Source organism: Pseudomonas flexibilis, from assembly GCF_000806415.1.
Taxonomy (GTDB): domain Bacteria; phylum Pseudomonadota; class Gammaproteobacteria; order Pseudomonadales; family Pseudomonadaceae; genus Serpens; species Serpens flexibilis.
The window spans coordinates 123,330-143,391 of sequence record NZ_JTAK01000002.1; the positions used below are offsets into that span (position 1 = coordinate 123,330).

General features: G+C 68.6%; 16 protein-coding genes. 10 read left to right on the top strand and 6 right to left on the bottom strand.

Going from position 1 to position 20,062, the window contains the following annotated elements; translation table 11 throughout:
- Window positions 1–48 precede the first annotated feature (48 nt).
- Both sbcC and sbcD read right to left on the bottom strand, forming a co-directional pair.
- Complete coding sequence (gene sbcC, locus PT85_RS04355; protein WP_039606045.1) at window positions 49–3,450, bottom strand: exonuclease subunit SbcC; 3,402 nt, start codon at window positions 3,448–3,450, stop codon at window positions 49–51.
- Window positions 3,447–4,664 (bottom strand): exonuclease subunit SbcD, encoded by a 1,218-nt coding sequence (gene sbcD, locus PT85_RS04360; RefSeq protein WP_027591049.1) that lies wholly within the window; start codon window positions 4,662–4,664, stop codon window positions 3,447–3,449. The genes sbcC and sbcD overlap by 4 nt, the downstream gene beginning before the upstream one ends.
- A 90-nt stretch (window positions 4,665–4,754) precedes the next feature.
- On the opposite strand from sbcD, the gene yjeH reads away from it, so the two are divergent.
- The 4 genes from yjeH (at window position 4,755) to PT85_RS04380 (ending at window position 9,150) form a co-directional block, all read left to right on the top strand.
- Window positions 4,755–6,017, top strand: coding sequence for an L-methionine/branched-chain amino acid transporter (gene yjeH, locus PT85_RS04365; RefSeq protein WP_027591048.1), 1,263 nt, complete (start codon window positions 4,755–4,757; stop codon window positions 6,015–6,017).
- Between the two features lie 48 nt (window positions 6,018–6,065).
- On the top strand, window positions 6,066–7,415 hold the full coding sequence (locus tag PT85_RS04370) for a TAXI family TRAP transporter solute-binding subunit (protein ID WP_027591047.1): 1,350 nt from the start codon (window positions 6,066–6,068) through the stop codon (window positions 7,413–7,415).
- Between the two features lie 142 nt (window positions 7,416–7,557).
- Window positions 7,558–8,559 (top strand): nucleoid-associated protein YejK, encoded by a 1,002-nt coding sequence (yejK, locus tag PT85_RS04375; protein WP_027591046.1) that lies wholly within the window; start codon window positions 7,558–7,560, stop codon window positions 8,557–8,559.
- A gap of 90 nt (window positions 8,560–8,649) precedes the next feature.
- Window positions 8,650–9,150, top strand: a complete 501-nt coding sequence (locus PT85_RS04380; RefSeq protein ID WP_039559675.1) for a GNAT family N-acetyltransferase — start codon at window positions 8,650–8,652, stop codon at window positions 9,148–9,150.
- 126 nt (window positions 9,151–9,276) lie between these two features.
- Here the strand turns inward: PT85_RS04380 and PT85_RS04385 are convergent, their stop codons facing one another.
- Window positions 9,277–10,215: a glutathione S-transferase family protein gene (locus tag PT85_RS04385; protein ID WP_039606046.1), complete on the bottom strand. Its 939-nt coding sequence runs from the start codon at window positions 10,213–10,215 to the stop codon at window positions 9,277–9,279.
- A 33-nt stretch (window positions 10,216–10,248) separates the two neighbouring features.
- Complete coding sequence (locus PT85_RS04390; RefSeq protein WP_039559677.1) at window positions 10,249–10,542, bottom strand: GIY-YIG nuclease family protein; 294 nt, start codon at window positions 10,540–10,542, stop codon at window positions 10,249–10,251.
- Window positions 10,543–10,692: 150 nt separating this feature from the next.
- On the opposite strand from PT85_RS04390, the gene PT85_RS04395 reads away from it, so the two are divergent.
- On the top strand, window positions 10,693–12,066 hold the full coding sequence (locus PT85_RS04395; protein WP_039606047.1) for a hypothetical protein: 1,374 nt from the start codon (window positions 10,693–10,695) through the stop codon (window positions 12,064–12,066).
- Between the two features lie 18 nt (window positions 12,067–12,084).
- On the opposite strand, the gene PT85_RS04400 is transcribed toward PT85_RS04395, so the two are convergent.
- Both PT85_RS04400 and arsB read right to left on the bottom strand, forming a co-directional pair.
- A complete protein-coding gene (locus PT85_RS04400) occupies window positions 12,085–12,954 on the bottom strand; it encodes a cation transporter (RefSeq protein WP_039606048.1) in 870 nt (289 codons plus the stop codon).
- A 36-nt stretch (window positions 12,955–12,990) separates the two neighbouring features.
- Window positions 12,991–14,070 (bottom strand): ACR3 family arsenite efflux transporter, encoded by a 1,080-nt coding sequence (arsB, locus tag PT85_RS04405; protein WP_027591892.1) that lies wholly within the window; start codon window positions 14,068–14,070, stop codon window positions 12,991–12,993.
- 169 nt (window positions 14,071–14,239) lie between these two features.
- Here arsB and PT85_RS04410 point away from each other — a divergent pair, with 169 nt between their 5' ends.
- From PT85_RS04410 to PT85_RS04430, 5 genes are all read left to right on the top strand, one after another.
- A complete protein-coding gene (locus PT85_RS04410) occupies window positions 14,240–16,279 on the top strand; it encodes a PhoX family protein (RefSeq protein WP_039606049.1) in 2,040 nt (679 codons plus the stop codon).
- 112 nt (window positions 16,280–16,391) lie between these two features.
- A complete protein-coding gene (locus tag PT85_RS04415) occupies window positions 16,392–16,742 on the top strand; it encodes a metalloregulator ArsR/SmtB family transcription factor (RefSeq protein ID WP_039606050.1) in 351 nt (116 codons plus the stop codon).
- Between the two features lie 111 nt (window positions 16,743–16,853).
- Window positions 16,854–17,855, top strand: a complete 1,002-nt coding sequence (locus PT85_RS04420; RefSeq protein WP_039606051.1) for an ArsJ-associated glyceraldehyde-3-phosphate dehydrogenase — start codon at window positions 16,854–16,856, stop codon at window positions 17,853–17,855.
- Window positions 17,856–18,005: 150 nt separating this feature from the next.
- Complete coding sequence (gene arsJ / locus PT85_RS04425; RefSeq protein ID WP_039559686.1) at window positions 18,006–19,232, top strand: organoarsenical effux MFS transporter ArsJ; 1,227 nt, start codon at window positions 18,006–18,008, stop codon at window positions 19,230–19,232.
- Between the two features lie 173 nt (window positions 19,233–19,405).
- Entirely contained in the window at window positions 19,406–20,044 is a 639-nt protein-coding gene (locus PT85_RS04430; protein WP_039606052.1) for an MBL fold metallo-hydrolase, read from the top strand.
- Window positions 20,045–20,062: the final 18 nt, after the last annotated feature.

A 20,062-nucleotide genomic window follows, 5' to 3' on the forward strand; every position in this document is an offset into this window, starting at 1 on the left:
CGATGACGGGGGGAGAAGGGGGCGCTTCCCCCCGCTGGACGGAGCCTCTTATCTGCCCACCGCAAAGGTCGGATCGAGGCGGCTGTGCCCCAGACCGACCCCCTTGTCGACGCGGATCTGCACCGGGATGCGCTCCTTCAGCGCCTCGACGTGGCTGATCACGCCGATCATCTTGCCGCTGGCGTTGAGCTGGTCGAGCGCATCGAGCGCCACCTCCAGGGTTTCGCCGTCCAGGGTGCCGAAGCCCTCGTCGAGAAACAGCGAGTCGATGCGCGTGTGCTGGCTGACCAGATCCGACAGCGCCAGGGCCAGCGCCAGGCTGACCAGGAAGCTCTCGCCGCCGGACAGCGTGCGTGTGTCGCGGGCGATGTCGCCCTGCCAGGTGTCCAGCACGTCCAGTTCCAGGTCGCCACCCTTGCGCCGGGCCAGCTGATAGCGGGCATGCAGGCGCAGCAGTTGGCGGTTGGCCAGATGCACCAGGTGATCCAGGGTCAGCCCCTGGGCGAACTTGCGGTAGCGGGTGCCGTCGGCGGAACCGATCAGGCTGGCCAGGTGCTGCCAGAGGTCGCTCTGTTCCCGTTGCCGGGCGACCTGCTCATGCAGGGCCTGCTGGCTCTGCCGACGCTGGGCATCACCCTGCAGCACGGCGTGTAGCTCGCCCTGGCGCAGGCCGATGCGGCGCAGCTCGGCGTCCAGTTCCGCCAGGCGCGCAGCCAGGGCGTCGGCATCCTGCCCGGTCTTCGGCTGGGCGAGCAACTGGTCCAGTGTCTGGCGGGCGGACTGGTGCAGCGCGGCCGCTTCGGTCAGCGCGGTGTCCAGCTGCTGCTTGCGGGCCTGCAACGCCTGGCGTTCGGCCAGCGGCAGGCAGGCGGCGAGATAGTCCGCTTCGCTGCCGAACGGGCTGTCGCGCAGCGCGGCCTCCCAGCGCGCCTGCTGCTCCGTCCGTTGCTGGGTCTGCTGTTCACGGCGTTCGCCCAGGCTGCGGCGCTGGCCGGCCAGCTGCAGCAGGGCGCGTTCGGCGGCTTCGAGTTGCTGTTCGGCGGCGGCCAGCAGCGCGGCGCACGCGCCGCTGGGCGTGTCGAAGCGCGGCTGCTCGGCCGCCTGCCAGCGCTCCAGCCAGCGCTGGGCCAGCGCCGTGGCGTCGTCCAGGCGGTGCTCCTGCTCACGCAGTTCATCGCGCAGGGTCTGCTGCTGCGCCTGGGCCTGCTGCCATTGCCGGGCGTCGGCCTCGCGTGCGGCCAGCCAGGCTGCGGTGTCGTCGGGCAGGGCATAGCCGAGAGTGTCCAGTTCGTCGCGCAGCGCCTGCTGCACGTCCTGCCGGCGCGCCAGCAGTCGCTGGCGCTCGCCGTCCAGCTCGCCCAGCGCCTGGGTGTCGGCCTGCTGGTCCTTGTCGATCAGCTGCAGCTGCTGGCGCTGTTCGCCGTCCCGTTGGGTGAGGGCGAAGACCCGTTGCTGCGCCTCGTTCAGGGCTTTCTTCAGCGCCTCCAGTTCGGACTGCCGCTGCTGGGTCTGTGCCTGCTCCGCCAGCAAACGGGTGTGCTCGCCCTGCAGGTCCAGCGGCTCGCTCAGGCCCAGCTGGACGAGCAGCCGGCCGATGCCGGCGTCCAGCTGCGAGTGCTGCGTGCTGGCGGCCTGCAGCTGGTGGTGGATTTCCTCCAGCTCGCCTTCCACCCGGGCCTTTTCGGCGTTCAGGGTCTGGCCTTGCTGGGTCAGCTGTTCCTGTTCGGCCTTCAGCTCCGCCAGCGCCTGCTGGGTGCTGGCGATATCCAGTGGGTCGTGATGCCCGGCGGCGGGGTGCTCGCACGCGCCACACACCGGGCAGGGCGCGCCGGGTACCAGTTGGGCGCGGGCCTGCAGCAGATGCTCCTGTTGCAGCAGGCGCTCCTTGTCGTCGACCTGACTTTTCACACGAACATAGAGCTTGCGCAGGGTGACCAGTTCGCTCTCTCGGGCGGCCTGCACGGCCTGCGCCTTTTCCTGGCGCGCGCCGTGCTTTTTCAGCAGCGCGGCCTGTTGCGCGCGCTGCTCGAGCAGCTGCTGCAGTTGCTCCAGCTGGCCCTTGCGCTGCAGCAGCGCCTGCCAGTGGGCGCGCCAACCGGATTCATCACGTTCGCCAAGCAGGGCCTGATGCTGCTGTTCGCGTTGCGCCAGTTGCGAGCGGGCCGTTTCCAGCTCCGCCTGGTCGGCGTACAACTGCTGCTCGGCTTCCACGTGGCGCTGGGCATGCGTGGCCAGACGCTGCTGGATCGCCTGGTGGCGCTTGTCCAGTTGCGCCAGATCGCTGCCGAGTTGATCGCACTCGGCGAAACGCAGCCTCCAGCCGCCCAGTTGGCCGGCTAGCAGCGCATGGCTGGCGGTTTCCTTTAGGCGCTGCTCCAGGGCGATGCCGCGTTCCTCCAGGGCGGTCAGCGCCGCGTGTTCTTGGCTGCGTTGCTGTTCGCTGGCCCAGTGGCCGTGCCACAGCGCCTGCTGGCGGCTCTGTTCGTGCTGGTGCTGTTCGTCCTGCAGGTGCCGCAGGTTGGTTTCGGTGGCCTGCAGCGCCTGTTCGGCCTGCAGGCGCGCGTCGAAGACCGGGCGCAACTGTTCGGCCGGCTCACTGGCGGCCAGGCGGCGCAGGTCGGCGGCGGCTTGTTCCAGTTGCGCACGGGCGGCCTGTTCGCGGGCCTGGGCGCTGTCCAGCTGGCGCTGGGCCTGGTCGCGCTGCTGCAGCCACTGCTGCTGGGCGCGCAGGGTCTGCTGTTCGTCGCGCCGCACGGTGTCGTCGGCGGCAAGGTTGGTCGCCTCGGCCTCCAGCGCCGCGCGCGCGGCCTCGTCGAGCAGCTCCACCGCCTCGGCGCGCTCCTGCAGCCGTTCCAGGACGTCCTTCTGCTCGCGGGCGCGCTGGAATACCTGCATGGAAATCTGCCCGTAGATCTCGGTGCCGGTCAGTTGCTCGAGCAGCTCGGCGCGCTCGGCGGCCTTGGCGTTGAGGAAGGCAGCGAAGCCGCCCTGGGCCAGCATCATCGAGCGGGTGAAGCGCGCGTAGTCCAGGCCGGTGAGCTGTTCGACCAGGGCCAGCTTGTCGTTGAGCTTCTCGGCCAGCAACGTGCCGTCCGCCTTGGCCAGCTCGCCCTTGGGCTGCTGCAGGGCGCCATCCGCCTTGTCGCGGGCGCGGCGCTGGCTCCAGAAGGCGCGGTAGCGTTCGCCGCGCGCCTCGAATTCCACTTCGGCCAGGCAGTCGGCGGTGTGCCGGGTCATCAGCTCGTTGCCGCCGGCGCTCACCGTGTCCATGCGCGGCGTGCGGTGGTAAAGCGCCAGACAGATCGCGTCCAGCAGGGTGGTCTTGCCCGCGCCGGTGGGACCGGTGATGGCGAACAGGCCGTTGTCCCTGAACGGCTCGGCAGTGAAGTCGATCCTCCACTCGCCCTTCAGCGAGTTCAGGTTCTTCAGGCGCAGGGTGAGGATTCTCATGCCTGCACCTCCCGCAGGTCGGCCAGCACCTGCTGGTGCAACTGGGTCAGGCGCTCGCGCAGGGCGTCGTCGAGGGTTTCCTGCTCCAGGCGGCGCTGGAACACCTGCAGCGGGTCGAGCTCGTCCAGGGTCTCCCGGGCTTCGCTGTGCAGCGCCGCGCTGGCGCCGTTGCGCTCGCGGCGGATGCGCAGCACTTCCACCGGCAGTTCGCGGGTGAGGTCGGCCAGTCGCGTGCCGAGGTCGCTCAGGTAGTCGTCGCTGACCACCTGTACCTCCAGCCAGGCCGGGCGCTCCGGGGTGCCTTGGGCGGCGGCCTCGGGCAGTTGCGCGGCGATCTGCTCCAGCGTGCCGCGCAGGGTCAGCAGCGGCTGGAAGCAGGGCACGGGCAGGGCGGTGATGCCGCACAGGCCGATGCGGTCCAGATCCACCAGCAGCACTGCTTTCTGCTGGCCGGCCTCGTCGAAGGACAGCGGGATCGGCGAGCCGCTGTAGCGGATATGTTCCTGGCCACCGACGTTCTGCGGGCGGTGGATATGCCCCAGGGCGATGTAGTCGGCGTCGGGGAAGTCGCGGGTGGGAAAGGCTTCCAGGCTGCCCACGTAGATCTCGCGCACCGATTCGCTGGCGCTGGCGCCCACGGTGGTCAGGTGGCCGCTGGCGACGATCGGCAGCGGGCCATGCTGGCGGCGCAGGGCCACGGCCTGCTCGTGGCAGCGCCGGTAGTGCGCGGCGATGGCGTCCTGCAGCGAGCGCTGCTTGTCCTCGGCGCTCTGGCCGGCCTCGCTGCGCAGCAGGTCGCGGGCGCGCAGGAAGGGAATCGCGCAGAGCAACGCGCCCGGCTCGCCGTCGCGGTTCGGCAGCAGCAGCACCTGGTCGGCGGGATTCTCCATGGCTGCCGGCACCACCCAGGTGTCCAGACAGGCCAGCAGCTCGCGGGACTCGCCGAGCATGGCCACCGAATCATGGTTGCCGCCCAGCACCACCAGCCGCGCGCCGGTGTCGCGCAGCGCCACCACGAAGCGGTTGTACTGCTCGCGGGCATGGCTGGGCGGCGCGCCGGTGTCGAAGATGTCGCCAGCGATCAGCACCACATCCACCCGATGCAGGCGCACCTGTTCCAGCAGCCAGGCGCAGAATGCCTGATGCTCGGCCTGGCGGCTCTTGCCCATGAAATGCTGGCCGAGATGCCAGTCGGAGGTGTGCAGCAGACGCAGACTCATACGGGTGTCGGGTTCCGGAAACGGGTGGAGATGCGGTCGCGGGCGTATCATGGCGACCCTTTCGAATGGGCGCGAGCATACCCGATGAGTCGTTTGAACAAGGAACTGGGGCTGGGGCAGGGCGTCGCGCTGCTCAGCACCTCGCTGCTGGGCACCGGCATCTTCGTGGTGCCGGCGCTGGCCGCCAGCGCCGCCGGTTCCGCTTCGCTGTGGGCCTGGCTGATCCTCATCGCCCTGGTGCTGCCGGTGGCCTTCACCTTCGCCCAGCTCGGCCGGCGCTTTCCCCATGCCGGCGGCGCGCCGCACCTGATCGGCCTGGCCTTCGGCGCGCGCAGCGAACGGCTGATCGCGCTGCTGTTCCTGGCCGTGCTGCCGGTCGGTTTGCCGGCGGCGCTGAACATCGGCACCGGCTTTTGGCAGGCGGTGCTGCCGCTCAATGCGGGCGAGGTGCTGCTGATCCAGCTGGCCACCCTGGGCGCCATGCTGTTGCTCGGCCAGCGGCCGCCGCGCGCCTCCGGCGCGGTGCAGGCGCTGATTGCCGTGGCCATCATCGGTGCGGTGGCGCTGATCTGGTGGGCCGGCGAGCTGCCGCGCGCCAGCCAGCCGCTGCTGCCGCCGCTCGGCGCGGACTGGGCGCGCCTGCCGGCCGCCCTCGGGGTGATGTTCTGGTGCTTCGTCGGCATCGAGGCGTTCACCCACCTGGGCGAGGAATTCCGCAATCCGCGCCGCGATTTCCCGCTGGCGCTGCTGCTCGGCGTGCTGCTGGCCGGGCTGGTGTACTGGGCCTTCTCCGTGGCGGTGCTGAGCTTCGGCGTGTACGGCGACGCGCAGCGCGACGCCACCGCCCTGCCGCAGCTGATGCAGCAGCTGTTCGGCGAGCGCGGCCGCTGGCTGGTGGCGCTGCTCGGCTACCTGGCCTGCTTCGCCTCCATCAACGTGTATGTGCAGGGTTTTGCCCGGCTGATCTGGAGCCTGGCCGAGGAGGGCAAGTTGCCGGCGCGCCTGGCCGGGCGCAACCGGCATGGCGTGCCGGGTCCGGCGCTGCTGCTGGTGGTGGCGGTCTGCGCGTTGTGCGCCGCGTTGGCCCAGGCGCTGCAGCTGTCGGTGGACGACCTGATCCGCTACGCCAACGGCAACTTCATCATCGTCTACCTGCTCAGCATGGCGGCCGGGGTCCTGCTGCTGCGCGGGCTCTGGCGCGGGGTCGCCGCGCTGGCCACGCTGCTCTGCCTGCTGGTGCTGGCAGCCCTCGGCCGGGATGCGCTGTACGCGCTCGGCCTGCTGGCGGTGCTGACGCTGATCGCCCTCTGGCGCGAGCGGCGCGCCCGGCGGTTCTCGCGCGGCTGAGAGCGCAGCGGCTATCCTCTGCCGCCGAAACCGCTTCGGAAACCTGCCATGCGCCGTGTATTCAACGATCTGAAAATCTTCGTGCTCGCCAACCTGTGGATCGTGCCGGTGGTGGCCGCGCTGGTCTGGGCACTGTTCTCCTTCGTGGCGCCGCCGCCGCCGATGGAAGCGCGCCTGGCCACCGGCGGCCCGAGCGGCGGCTATCACAGCTTCGGCCTGCGCCTGCAGGCCGAGCTGGCCAAGGAAGGTTTCACGCTGGAACTGGTGAACAGCCAGGGTTCGGTGGACAACCTCGCCAGGCTGCGCGCCGGCGAGGTGGAGCTGGCGCTGGTGCAGAGCGGCCAGGAACTGAGCCTGAACAGCGAGCAGCGCGCCGAGCTGTACGGCCTGGGTGTGCTGTTCCAGGAGCCGGTGTGGCTGTTCGCCCGCCAGGATGTGACGATTGCCCGCCTTGGCGAGCTGGCGGCGCTGCGCGTGGCGATCGGCAGCCCGAGCAGCGGCACCCGCTCGGTGACCGATGCCCTGCTCGGCGCCAACGGCATCGACCTGCAGCAACTGCCGGCGGGCTGGCAGGCAGTCGGCGGTGCCCGCGCGGCCCGCGAGCTGCAGGCCGGCAACCTGGATGCGGCTTTCTTCATCGGCCCGGCGGAGAACGGCCTGGTGCAGCGCCTGGCCGGCGATCCGAACCTCAGGCTGCTCAACCTGGGGCGCAGCGCCGCCTACCAGGCGCGCCTGCCGTACCTGAACCGCATCGACGTGGGCGAAGGGCTGGTCAGCCTGGAACGCAACGTGCCCGATCAATCGCTGGAAACCGTCGGCCCGCTGGCCACGCTGGTTGCCAGCGAAGCGTTCCATCCCTCGCTGACCCCCCTGATCCTGGCCGCCGCCCGCGAAGTGCTCAAGGACGGCAACCTGCTGGACGCCGCCGGGCGCTTCCCGGCACCGGCCTCGTCGAACTTCGCCACGCTGGACGAGGCGGAGTACTTCTACAGCAAGGGCCTGCCGATCCTGCAGCGCTACCTGCCGTTCCGCATCGCCTCGCTGGCCGACCGCTACATCATCCTCGCCATTCCGCTGCTGGTGCTGCTGATTCCGCTGATCAAGGTGGTCGGCCCGCTGTACCGCTGGCAGATCCGCTCGCGCATCTATCGCTGGTACAAGCACCTGCGCGAGATCGACCGCCAGCTGTACCTGGGCAAGCTGCAGGACCCGCAGAAGGAGATCGACCACCTGATCGCCCTGGGCCTGGAACTGGCGCGCATCGAGGTGCCGCTGTCCTATTCCGGCGAGCTGTATGACCTGCACGTGCACGTGCGCTACATGATCAAGCGCCTGGAATTCCTGCGCGACCAGCCGAAGAGCGGCAAGGCGCTGGCGCAGCCGGAGCTGATCGACTGAGCCAAGGCCCGTGGGAGCGGACTCGTCCGCGAGCTCTTGGCTCGCGAATGAATTCGCTTCCACAGGTTCGTTTTTTTGTGGGAGGGGCTTCTGCCGCGATGCTTTACACTAGCGCGCCTGTTTCGCCCGCCCCGAGAGTTCCATGCCGATTCGTCACTGCATCGTCCATTTCATCGACAAGAAACCCGACGGCTCGCCCGCCGTGCTGCATGCCCGCGACGCCGAGCTGCCGGTCAATCAGGCCATGGAGAACCTCATGGCCGATCTCAACGACAGCTACAACGCCAAGCAGGGCAAGGCCTGGGGGTTCTTTCATGACGAGTCCGGCGCCTACCCGTTCAGCGGCTGGCTGAAGGGCTACCTGGACAACCAGCAGGACTTCGCCGCCTTCAGCCGCCAGGCGGTCGAGCACCTGCAGAAGCTGATGGAGGAATCCAACCTGTCCACCGGCGGGCACGTGCTGCTGTCCCATTACCAGCAGGGCATGACCGACTACCTGGCCATCGCGCTGCTGCACCACAGCGAGGGCGTGACGGTCACCGAGGCGCTGGAAGTGGCGCCGGCCAAGCACCTGGACCTCGGCCAGCTGCACCTGGCGGCGCGCATCAACCTCTCGGAATGGCAGAACAACCGTCAGTCGAAGCAGTACATCTCGTTCATCAAGGGCAAGAACGGCAAGAAGGTCTCCGACTACTTCCGCGACTTCATCGGCTGCCAGGAAGGCGTCGATGCGCCGAGCGAAACCCGCACGCTGCTCAAGGCCTTCAGCGATTTCGTCGAGCAGGAGGACCTGGCCGAGGAGCAGGCCCGCGAGAAGACCCAGACCCTGGTGGACTACGCCAGCACCCAGGCGCGCCTGGGCGAGCCTATCACCGTGGAGGAACTCTCCGGCCTGCTCGACGAGGACAAGCCACGCGCCTTCTACGACCACATCCGCAACAGCGACTACGGCCTGGCGCCGGAGATTCCGCCGGACAAGCGCACCCTCAACCAGTTCCGCCGCTTCACCGGCCGCGCCGAGGGGCTGTCGATCAGCTTCGAGGCGCACCTGCTGGGCTCGCGGGTCGAGTACGACGAGACGACCGACACCTTGACCATCCGCCAGGTGCCCACTCAGTTGAAGGATCAGCTCAAGCGTCGCTGAGTCCGCCCCGCTCGTTCATGCGCCCCGGCTGCCGGGGCGCTTTCGTTTTCCTTCGCGGCGCGTCGCGCCCCGATTCATGCCGTGTAGCCCATGACCGTAACCCTCGAATTGCTTGCCACCGAGGCGGACCAGGCCCCCCTGATCCGCAACCTCTACCAGTTCTACGCCTACGAAACTTCCGACTGGGAGCACGAGGATGTGGACGCCGACGGGCGCTTCTACGTGCATGACGAGTACCTGGCTCGCTATTGGGAGGAGCCGGACTGGAGCGCGCAACTGGTGATGGTGGAAGGCGCCATTGCCGGCTTCCTGCTGATCGAGCGCAGCGAGGTGCCGGGCCTCGACGCGCTGGAGCTGGCCGACCTGTTCATTCTCAAGAAGTACCGGCGCCAGGGCATCGGCCTGGCCGTGGCGCTGCATGCGCTGAGCGACACCCGCCTCCCCTGGCTGGTGCGTTTCCACCAGCAGGACGAGGTGGCGCAGGCGTTCTGGCAGGCGGTGGTCGAGGAGCTGCCGCGCCCGTCCCGCGAGATCGAGTTGCCCGACGACCCGACGCTGGTAAATTTCCTGGTGACTTCGGCGCTGCATTGAGGACGTAGGCGGTCAGCTCGAAACCTGTAGGAGCGACTTCAGTCGCGAGCTTCTGGCTACGGCCTGCACAAAGCATCGCGGCTGAAGCGGCTCCCACGAAAGCGGCGCCGCGCGGATCTCTGGCCGTTACAGCGCCTCGATCCGGAACCCCAGCCGTGGAAAGTGCACATGCACCAGGCCGGCGCGCTCGTCCTCGCGGCGCAGGATCAGTTCCTCCGCGCCGGCGTACAGCAGCTCGCCCTGCACCGGATCGACGCCGTAGTCCTCGGCGCGAATGCTCACCCGCTGGCCGGCCTGGAAGCCGTTGGGGTCGGCGAACGCCTCGGCGGGCAGCGGTGCCGGTTCGGCCTGGCGGGCGATCTCCAGCGCCTGCTGCGCGTCCATGCGCTGGGCGGAGCCATGGCCAACGTCCAGCACACGTGCCAGCCAGGCGCGGATCGACGGGGAAGCATCCACCAGCGGTGCGGTCACCGGGTTGCTCTTGAGGAACCACAGCGGGTGGGCAAGGGCGAAATCGGCCAGCGACGGCGCCCCGAACAGGAAATCGCCGTCCTCGCCCGCCAGTTGCCGCTCCAGTCGCGCCATCAGCACGGCCCAGGTGCTGCGGGCCTGTTCGACCGAAACGCGGGGCGCCGTACCGCCCTTGAACAGCGCGGCGCGGTCGGCGACGAAGGCCTGCACGGCGGCTTCCGGCAGGCTGCCCAGGCGGGCGCTCAGTGCCTGCGGCTGGAAGCCCAGGGTGATGGCGGTCTGGAACACCAGCGAATCGGCCCACTGCGCGAAGGCGCTGACCACCAGTTCCTTGCCTTCCGGAAACAGCGTCGGCGCGGCCTTCTCGGCCTCCAGGCGGCGGGCGATCAGCGCGGTGTCGCAGTAGATATCGGCGCCGACCTGCAGCACCGGGGTCTTGCGGTAGCCGCCGGTCAGTGCGGTGAGGTCAGGCTTGGGCATGATGCGCGGGATGTACACCGAACCCCAGGACAACTGCTTGAAACCGAGCATCAGCCGGGCCTTCTCGGCAAAGGGCGACTCGGGGTAGTGGTGCAGGATCAGGGTGTTGTGCATGGTCAGGCTCCGCTGGAAAGGTGCGGGGCGAAACTAGCAGTCCCTGACGGCCGCCGACATTGCCGAGCTGCCAGCCGCCAGCATCTCCTTGGCCGGTTTGCGCAGCGCCTTGATGGCCCGCTCGCGCTTGAGGGCCGCACTCTTGTCCGCGCAGGCTTCCACGTACACCAGCGCCTGCGCCGGGCTGGAATGGAAGAAGCGCGCGCCCTTGCCGCTCTGGTGCTGGGCGAAGCGCCGTTGCGGGTCGTCGCTGACGCCGCAATAGAGCGCGCCGTTGGCGGCGCGCACCAGGTAGACGAACCAGGGCTTGGCGGGGGCGTCGGTCATGGAAGGGCAGGGCCGCGAAGGGGAGGCACAGTGTAATGGCCGGCTGGGTGAGTTCAAGCCGGCACCCCAGGGGTGGTGCCGGAGGGAGTGCCCGCACCCAACCGGTCCGGCTTCGGATATGCTCGCTGGGCCATTGTTGTCGGAGGTGTCGTGTTCTCATTGAAGCGCCAGGGCGATTTTCGCCTGCAACTGACCCGCACGCTGAAGACGCCGGGCCGCCATCAGCTTGACCTGTATCTGTTCACGCCGCACGAAAGCACGCTTTCCCCCCGCACCCTGGCCGAGGAGCAGTTCTTCTTCTCGGCCCTGAGCCACCGCTTCGGCCTGCTCGGGCTGCCGGCCCAGGACCGCGCCAGCAAGCTGGACACCTCCTATTCGCTGCTTTCGCCGCACTACGAAATCATGCATGGCGCCTGGTTCTACCAGTACCTGGCGTCGCTGGACCGGCTGCGCCAGCAGTTGCAGGGCAAGGCGCTGGCCGAGCCGCTGGCGCGCGCCCTGCGCCTGAGCCAGAACTTCGCCCAGCGCCTGCGCAAGGCGGAGCCGAAGCAGAGCAAGCAGTTGCGCTATTTCCGCCAGCTCGACGTGTACTTTTCCTGGCTGGCCGAGCAGTTCCTGCTGGAATGCATGACCCTGGAAGGCTTCGCTGAGCTCGACGAGGAGCTGCGGCAATCCGTGGAGGACTTCCTTGCCCAGGAACGCCGTTATCGCCGGGAGCGCGATTACCTGGGCGATTTCCAGGGCACGCCGACCCGCGTGTGGAACCGCATGAGCCTGTACCAGCGGTTGCTGGAATACCCGGTGGTGCTGCGTCAGAAGATCACCGAACTGGGCGCCGGCACGCGCAAGCTGGTGAAGGCAGCTTCCACGGTGCTGATCATGTCGCTGTTCACCTATTTCCTGTTCAACGTGCGCGACGCCAGCCAGCAGCTGTCGCTGGCCCTGCTGCTGGGCATCGCGCTCATCTACGCGGTCCGCGACCTGCTGCGCGACGACCTGATCGACGCCGTCACGCGCTGGCTGCGCAAGGGCAAGCCGCGCTGGAGGATCCGCCAGCAGATGCCGTTCACCCAGCGCTTGCTGGCCCAGCAACTGGTCTGGCTGGATTACCGGCGGCTGCCCGAGCTGGACGTGACGGTGCGCGAGCATGCCGGCAAATGGGCCACCAACGAGGAGCGGCAGATCATCTGCTACCGCTCACGGCTGCATCTGGACAAGGCAACGCTGACCCAGGACGAAATCCAGGAGCGCCTGACCCTGGACTGCGAACCGCTCTGCGCGATGATCCAGGCCAGCCACCAGCAACTGTTCGAGTGGAAGGAAGGCGATGGCGTGCAGGTGCACGCCATCGAGAAGCAGCATGACTACAACCTGCTGCTGGTGCACCGCGAGCCGGGGCAGGCCGCCGGCGTGGCGCAGCGCTGGACCCTGCGCCTGGGCGCGGGCGGCATCGTGTACTGCGAGAGCAAGACGGTGAACTGGCCCGAGCCGCCGCCCCGCTGGCGGCCGTGGCGGCGGGCCTGAGACGGCCGGCCGCCGCCCTCAGGCCTTCAGCGCCAGGATGCGCCGCGCGCCGTTGAGCACCAGCAGCGCCACGGCGGTGCCGATCAGCAGGTCCGGCCAGGCCGAACCGGTCCAGGCCACCAGGGCGCCGGCGAGAATCACACCGAGGTTGGCCAGCACGTCGTTGGCGGAGAAGATCCAGCTGGCGCGCATGTGCACGCCGCCGTCGCGCTGGCCGTGAATCAGCAGCAGGCAGGCGACGTTCGCCGCCAGCGCCAGCAGGCCGATGCCCATCATCGACAATGCCTGCGGCTCGCTGCCGAGCAGGAAGCGCCGCGCCACTTCCGCCAGCGCGGTCAGCGCCAGCAGCACCTGCATGACACCGGCCAGCCGGGCGGCGCCGAGCTGCAGGTGTGCCGCGCGCCCGACCGCGTACAGCGCCACGCCGTACACGGCGGCGTCGGCGAACATGTCCAGCGAGTCGGCCAGCAGCCCGGTGGACTGGGCCAGCCAGCCACTGGTCAGCTCGACGACGAACATCAGCGCATTGATGCCCAGCAACCAGCGCAACACCCAGGCCTGGCGGTCGGCATCCGGTGCGGCGGGCGCCGCTTCGCTGGCTGCCGTGGTGCCGTCCAGGCGCGCGCCCAGGCCAAGCGATTCCAGCGTGCGGGCCACCGGCGCGATATCGGCGTCGTGCCACACCCGCAGCCGGCGATTGCCCAGGTCGAAGTGCAGGCCGCGCACCTCGTCCAGCGGTTCCAGGGCCATGCGGATCAGGCGTTCCTCGGCTGCGCAATCCATCTTGGCCACGCTGAACTGGCTGACCAGGCCGGCCCGCGCCTCGGCCGGCGGCGGGCTGGGCGTTTCCTCCGCGGTGCAACCACAAGTCTTGCAGCAATCGCTCATGGGCGTGTCTCGCATGTGCGTCCGGGGCGTTTTTCGTCAGGGGCGCGGCAGCGCGCGTTCATACCAGCTGCGGCTGTTGTTGATCAACCGGACCAGCCAGAGCATCACCGGCACCTCGATCAGCACGCCGACCACGGTGGCCAGCGCGGCGCCGGAGTTGAAGCCGTAGAGCACGATGGCCACCGCCACTGCCAGCTCGAAGAAGTTGGAGGCGCCGATCATTGTCGAGGGGCCGGCGACCTCGTGCCGGACCTTGAGGGCGCGGTTCAGGGCGTAGCCGAGGGCGGCGATGAACAGCGTCTGCAGCAGGATCGGCACCGCCAGCAGTCCGATGACCAGCGGCTGGGCGACGATGGCTTCACCCTGGAAGGAGAACAGCAGCACCAGGGTGGCGAGCAGGGCGACGATGGAGAACGGCGAGATCTTCGCCAGCGCCGCCTGGAAGGCCGCCTCGCCACGCGTCATCAGCCGGGCGCGCAGGAACTGGGCAATCGCCAGCGGGATGACGATGTACATCACCACCGACAGCAGCAGGGTGTCCCAGGGCACCGGAATCGACGACACGCCGAGCAGCAGGGCGACGATGGGGGCGAAGGCGAACACCATCACCAGGTCGTTGAGCGCCACCTGGGTCAGGGTGAAGTTGGCGTTGCCGTTGCACAGGTTGCTCCACACGAACACCATCGCCGTGCAAGGCGCGGCGCCGAGCAGGATCAGCCCGGCCATGTAGCTGTCCAGCTCGCCGGCCGGCAGCCAGTCGGCGAACAGCACCTTGATGAACAGCCAGCCGATCAGCGCCATGGAGAACGGCTTGACCGCCCAGTTGACGAACAGGGTGACACCCATGCCGGCCTTCTGCTGGCGCACCTCGTGCAGCGCGCCGAAGTCGATCTTCATCAGCATCGGGATAATCATCACCCAGATCAGCACGCCCACCGGCAGGTTGACCTTGGCCACCTCCAGCGCGCCGATGGCCTGGGCGGCGGAGGGTGCGTACAGGCCGAGCAGGGTGCCGGCGACGATGCACAGGGCCACCCAGAGGGTCAGATAGCGCTCGAACACACCGAGCGGGGCGCCGGCGGCCTGCTTGGCCGCCACTTCACAGGGACTGGACATACAAGGGTTTTCCTACGGAACACGGGGCGGGCGCCACCTTAACATGCGCCCTGGCGAATATGCAGCAGGCCGCATGAGCGCAGCAGGCCTCGAGAGGGTTCATCGCGCTGACACGCAGCCGTCACACGGGCGTCCTACAGTCTGGGCTCCAACCTGGAAGGATCTCCCCATGAGTCGAGAAACCGGCGATAACCTGCAGCGCAATCACAGCCACAACGAGCCCATGGACCGGGTCGTGGATCGCTACCTCAGCCGCCGTAGCGTGCTGCGTGGCAGCCTGGGCGCTGCGATTGCCATGATGGCCGGCGTCGGCCTGAGCGGTTGTCTCGACAAGGACGGCCGCCCGCGTCCGCCGCAGCCGCAACTCACCCAGCCCGACCCCGTGCGGCTCGGCTTCGATTCCATTCCCGGCTCGCGCACCGATGCCTGCGTGGTGCCGCCCGGTTACAGCGCCTACGTGCTGGCGCCCTGGGGCACGCCGCTGAACAGCGCCGCGCGTGCCTGGCAGGCCGATGGCGGCAACAGCGCCGACGACCAGGCCAACGCCGTGGGCATGCACCACGACGGCATGCACTTCTTCCCCCTCAACGGCAGCGCTGAAGACGGTCTGCTGGTGGTGAACTACGAGTACATCGACCAGAAGGCCCTGCATCCCAGCGGCCCGACCCGCGATGCCGAGGGCCGGCGGCCCGCCGAGGAAGTGCGCAAGGAGATCAACGCCCACGGCGTCGGCGTGCTGCGCATCCGCAAGGTCGGCGGCCGCTGGCAGGTGATGGACAACGACCCGCTCAACCGCCGCTTCACCACCGCCAGCGTGATGGAGCTGTCCGGCCCGCTGCGCGGCAGCACCCATGTGCAGACGCGCTTCTCGCCCGATGGCACCGTAACGCGCGGCACCAACAACAACTGCGGCAACGGCTTCACCCCGTGGGGCACCTACCTGGCCTGCGAGGAAAACTGGCCAAACGTGTTCATCAACCGTGACGCCAGCTTGCCGGAGGATCAGCGCCGCATCGGCATTTCCACCGCCAGGACCAGTTACGCCTGGGAAACCGCCGCGGGCGACGCCAGCGAGGTGGACGAGGAATTCGCCCGCTTCGACATCACCCCGCGCGGCGCCAGCGCGCGGGACGACTACCGCAACGAGGCCAGCACCTACGGCTACATCGTCGAGATCGACCCGCACGATCCGACCACTCGCGCGGTGAAACGCACCGCCCTGGGCCGCTTCCGTCACGAAGGCTGCTGGCCGGGCCTGACCGAGGCCAGCAAGCCGGTGGTGTTCTACAGCGGCGACGACGCGCAGAACGAATACCTCTACAAGTTCGTTTCCGCCGCCCCGTGGGACCCGGCCGACGCGAACCCCCTCGACCGTCTGGCCACCGGCGCCAAGTACATGGATCGCGGCACCCTCTACGTGGCGCGCTTCAATGACGACGGCAGCGGTGTCTGGCTGTCGCTGACCCCGGACAGCCTGACGCCGGAGGGTATCCCGCTCAGCGCCCTGTTCGACGACCTGGCCGGCATCCTGCTCAACACCCGTGGCGCCGCCGACGCCCTGGGCGCCACGCCCATGGATCGCCCGGAATGGACGGCGGTGAACCCGCTCAACGGCGATGTGTACCTGACGCTGACCAACAACAGCAGCCGTACCGAGGCCAATGCCGCCAACCCCCGCACCCAGAACCGCCACGGCCACATCATCCGCTGGCACGACAGCGCCGATCAGCGCAGCTTCACCTGGGACATTTTCGTGTTCGGCGCCAACGCCGGTGCCGACCCGGCCCTGAACCGTTCCAGCCTTACCGACCTGAACCAGTTCGCCAGCCCGGATGGCATGGCCTTCGACAGTCGCGGCGTGCTGTGGATCCAGACCGACAACGGCGAGAAGACCCTCACCGACTACACCAACGACCAGATGCTGGCGGTGATCCCCGCCAACCTGACCGACCCGCAGGGTCGCGAGGTGCCGGTTAACGTGCAGAACCAGGGGGAACTGCGGCGTTTCTTCGTCGGTCCCAATGGCTGCGAAGTGACCGGCCTGGCCTTCACCCCGGATAACCGCACGATGTTCGTCAACATCCAGCACCCGGGGAACTGGCCCTACGCCGACGACGCCACGATAGCCGCACCGGCCGGCACCCAGGTGCGCCCGCGGGCCGCCACTGTGGTGATCCAGCGCACCGACGGTGGCGAGCTGGCGGTCTGAGCCCCGCCGGCGCGCCTCGACCTTCCGGCAGGATGCCAGAGGGTCGAGGCGCGCCGCTTTACTTCATATCTGGGCATGAATATATTCGCCGAGCCATATCTTCTGACGGCGAATGCCCATGACCCCCACCACCGTTTTCAAATGTCTGGCCGACGAGACCCGGGCGCGCATCAGCCTGCTGGTGCTGCGCGAAGGCGAGCTGTGCGTCTGCGAGCTGACCGCCGCGCTGGAGCAGAGCCAGCCGAAGGTCTCCCGCCACCTGGCCCAGCTGCGCAGTTGCGGCATTCTCGAAGACCGCCGCCAGGGCCAGTGGGTCTATTACCGCGTGCATCCGCAGTTGCCCGCCTGGGTGCGGGAACTGCTGAACGGCGTGCTGGACGCCAACCGTCCCTGGCTGGAGGCCGATATGCAGCGACTGGAAGGCATGCGCAACCGCCCCGAGCGGGCCACGGTCTGCTCCTGAACGAACCGCCCTGTACTGCGGGCCTCACATGCTGAAATCCCATGACCCGTGCCGGCATGGCAATCGTCACGCTGGCGCCCAGACACTGAATCTTTTCCGGAGAGCACACCCATGACCATCAAAGTAGGCATCAACGGTTTCGGTCGCATCGGACGTCTGGCGCTGCGCGCCGCCTGGGACTGGCCGGAGCTGGAATTCGTGCAGATCAACGACCCGGCCGCCGATGCGGCGACCCACGCCCACCTGCTGAACTTCGACTCGGTGCACGGCCGCTGGCAGCACGAGGCGGGCAGCGACGGCGACGCCATCGTCATCGACGGCAAGCGCATCCCCGTGACCCACAACAAGGCGATCGCCGACACCGACTGGTCGGGCTGCGACCTGGTGATCGAGGCCAGCGGCAAGATGAAGACCGTGGCCGTGCTGCAGGGCTACCTGGACCAAGGCGTCAAGCGCGTGGTGGTCAGCGCGCCAGTCAAGGAACCGGGCGTGCTCAACGTGGTGATGGGCGTCAACGACCGGCTGTTCGACCCGGCACAGCACCGCATCGTCACCGCCGCCTCCTGCACCACCAACTGCCTGGCGCCGGTGGTCAAGGTGATCCACGAGCACCTGGGCATCCGCCACGGCTCGATCACCACCATCCACGACCTGACCAACACCCAGAGCCTGCTCGACCAGCCCCACAAGGACCTGCGCCGCGCCCGCGCCTCGCTGATGAGCCTGATCCCGACCACCACCGGCTCGGCCACCGCCATCGCCGAGATCCTCCCGGAACTGCGCGGCAAGCTGAACGGCCACGCGGTGCGCGTGCCGCTGGCCAACGCCTCGCTGACCGACTGCGTGTTCGAGGTGGAGCGCGCCACCACGGTCGAGGAGGTGAACCGGCTGCTCAAGGCCGCCGCTGACGGCGAGCTGAAGGGCATCCTCGGCTACGAGGAGCGCCCGCTGGTATCCATCGACTACCGCACCGACCCGCGCTCGTCGATCCTCGACGCGCTGTCGACGATGGTGGTCAACGGCACCCAGGTGAAGATCTACGCCTGGTACGACAACGAATGGGGCTATGCCAACCGCACCGTGGAACTGGCCCGGCTGGTGGGCGGCGCATAGGGCCCGCAAAGCTTGCGTAGGGTGGGTCAGGCCACAGGCCGTAACCCACCAACTGGCCACGAGGCCGATCATCGGGATGCCGCCGGCATCCCCGGTGGGTTACGCCGCTATGCGGCTAACCCACCCTACGATTTCCCACCCAGGTCTTCCATGCACGCCCTGACCCGCCTTCCCCCCGAAATCCGCCAGTACCTGGTCGTCACCGGCAACTACTGGGCCTTCACCCTCACCGACGGCGCGCTGCGCATGCTGGTGGTGCTGCACTTCCACGGCCTGGGCTACAGCCCGCTGCAGATTGCCGCGCTGTTCCTGTTCTACGAGATCTTCGGCGTGGTCACCAACCTGGTCGGCGGCTGGCTGGGCGCGCGCCTGGGGCTGAACCGCACCATGAACATCGGTCTGGGGATGCAGGTCGCGGCGCTGCTGATGCTCACCGTGCCGGCCAGCATGCTCACCGTGCCCTGGGTGATGGCGGCGCAGGCGCTGTCCGGCATCGCCAAGGACCTCAACAAGATGAGCGCCAAGAGCTCCATCAAGCTGCTGGTCCCGGACAGCCAGCAGGGCACCCTGTACCAGTGGGTGGCGGTGCTCACCGGCTCGAAGAACGCCCTCAAGGGCGTCGGCTTCTTCCTCGGCGGCCTGCTGCTCACCGGGCTGGGTTTCACCGGCGCGGTGCTGGCCATGGCCGCGGTGCTGGCGCTGGTCTGGCTGGCCAGCCTGGTGCTGCTGAAGAAGGACCTCGGCAAGGCGAAGAGCAAACCCAAGTTCCGCGACCTGCTGTCCAAGAGCCGGGCGATCAACATTCTTTCCGCCGCGCGGCTGTTCCTGTTCGGCGCCCGCGACGTGTGGTTCGTGGTGGCCCTGCCGGTGTTCCTGGCCAGCCGCTTCGGCTGGGACTTCTGGCAGGTCGGCGGCTTCCTGGCCAGCTGGGTGATCGGCTACGGCATCGTGCAATCCGTTGCCCCGTACTTCACCGGCAAACGCAGCGGCCGGGTTCCCGACGGCCGCGCCGCCTTCGTCTGGGCGCTGTTGTTGGCCGGCCTGCCGGCCGCCATCGCCCTGGGCCTGCACAGCGCGCTGCCGGCGCAGGCGGTACTGATCGGCGGCCTGCTGCTGTTCGGCGCGCTGTTCGCCATCAATTCCTCGCTGCACAGCTACCTGATCGTCAGCTATGCCAAGGAGGACGGCGTGTCGCTGGACGTGGGCTTCTACTACATGTCCAACGCGCTGGGCCGGCTGATCGGCACGCTGCTCTCCGGCGGGGTGTTCCAGGCCTACGGCCTGGAGGCCTGCCTGTGGGTGTCCAGCGCGTTCGTGCTGCTGGCGGCGCTGGTGTCGCTGGGCTTGCCCAGGCATGACACCGCGCGGGAATCGTAGTCTTCGGCTGCGTGCCTCCGCCCGTTACGGCAGCCGTAGGATGGTCAACGCAACGCGTTGGCCACCGTGGCGGCACGGAACCGTGCCCTACGCCCGTCAACGGCCGGTGGGTTGATCATCCTCCCTGTCTGAGCCACCCTCTGCGCCGTGCCATTTCCGTCCAGAGCGTTCCGATGACCCAGCCCGCACTCATCCGCGAAACCTTCCCCGTCGGCCCCCTGCAGTGCAACTGCACGCTGATCGGCGACCCCGTCTCGAAGAAGGCGCTGGTGGTCGATCCGGGCGGCGAGCCGGAGATGATCCTCGCGCGGCTGAACGCCCACGGGCTGACGCTGGTCGCGATCATCCATACCCATGCGCACCTGGATCACTTCCTCGCTTCCGGCCGGCTCAAGGAGCTGACCGGCGCCACGCTGCACCTGCACAAGGACGACAAGTTTCTCTGGGACAACCTGGAGATGCAGTGCCGGCTGTTCGGCGTGCCCTACCAGCCGGTGCCGGACCCGGACCAGTGGCTGGCCGACGACGAGGAACTGGCCTGCGGCTGCGGTGCGGCCTTGCACACGCCGGGGCATACGCCCGGCTCGATGAGTTTCTGGTTCCCCCAGGACAAGCTGCTGATCGCCGGTGACACCCTGTTCCGTCGCGGCATCGGGCGGACCGACCTGTGGGGCGGCGACTTCGCCGCCATCCAGCGTTCGATCCGCGAGCGCCTGTACGTGCTCGATGAGGAGGCCACGGTGGTCACCGGGCACGGCCCGGATACGCAACTGGGCGAAGAGATGCGCGCCAACCCGTTCGTGACGGCGTGAATCGCGCCTCAGGCGCGC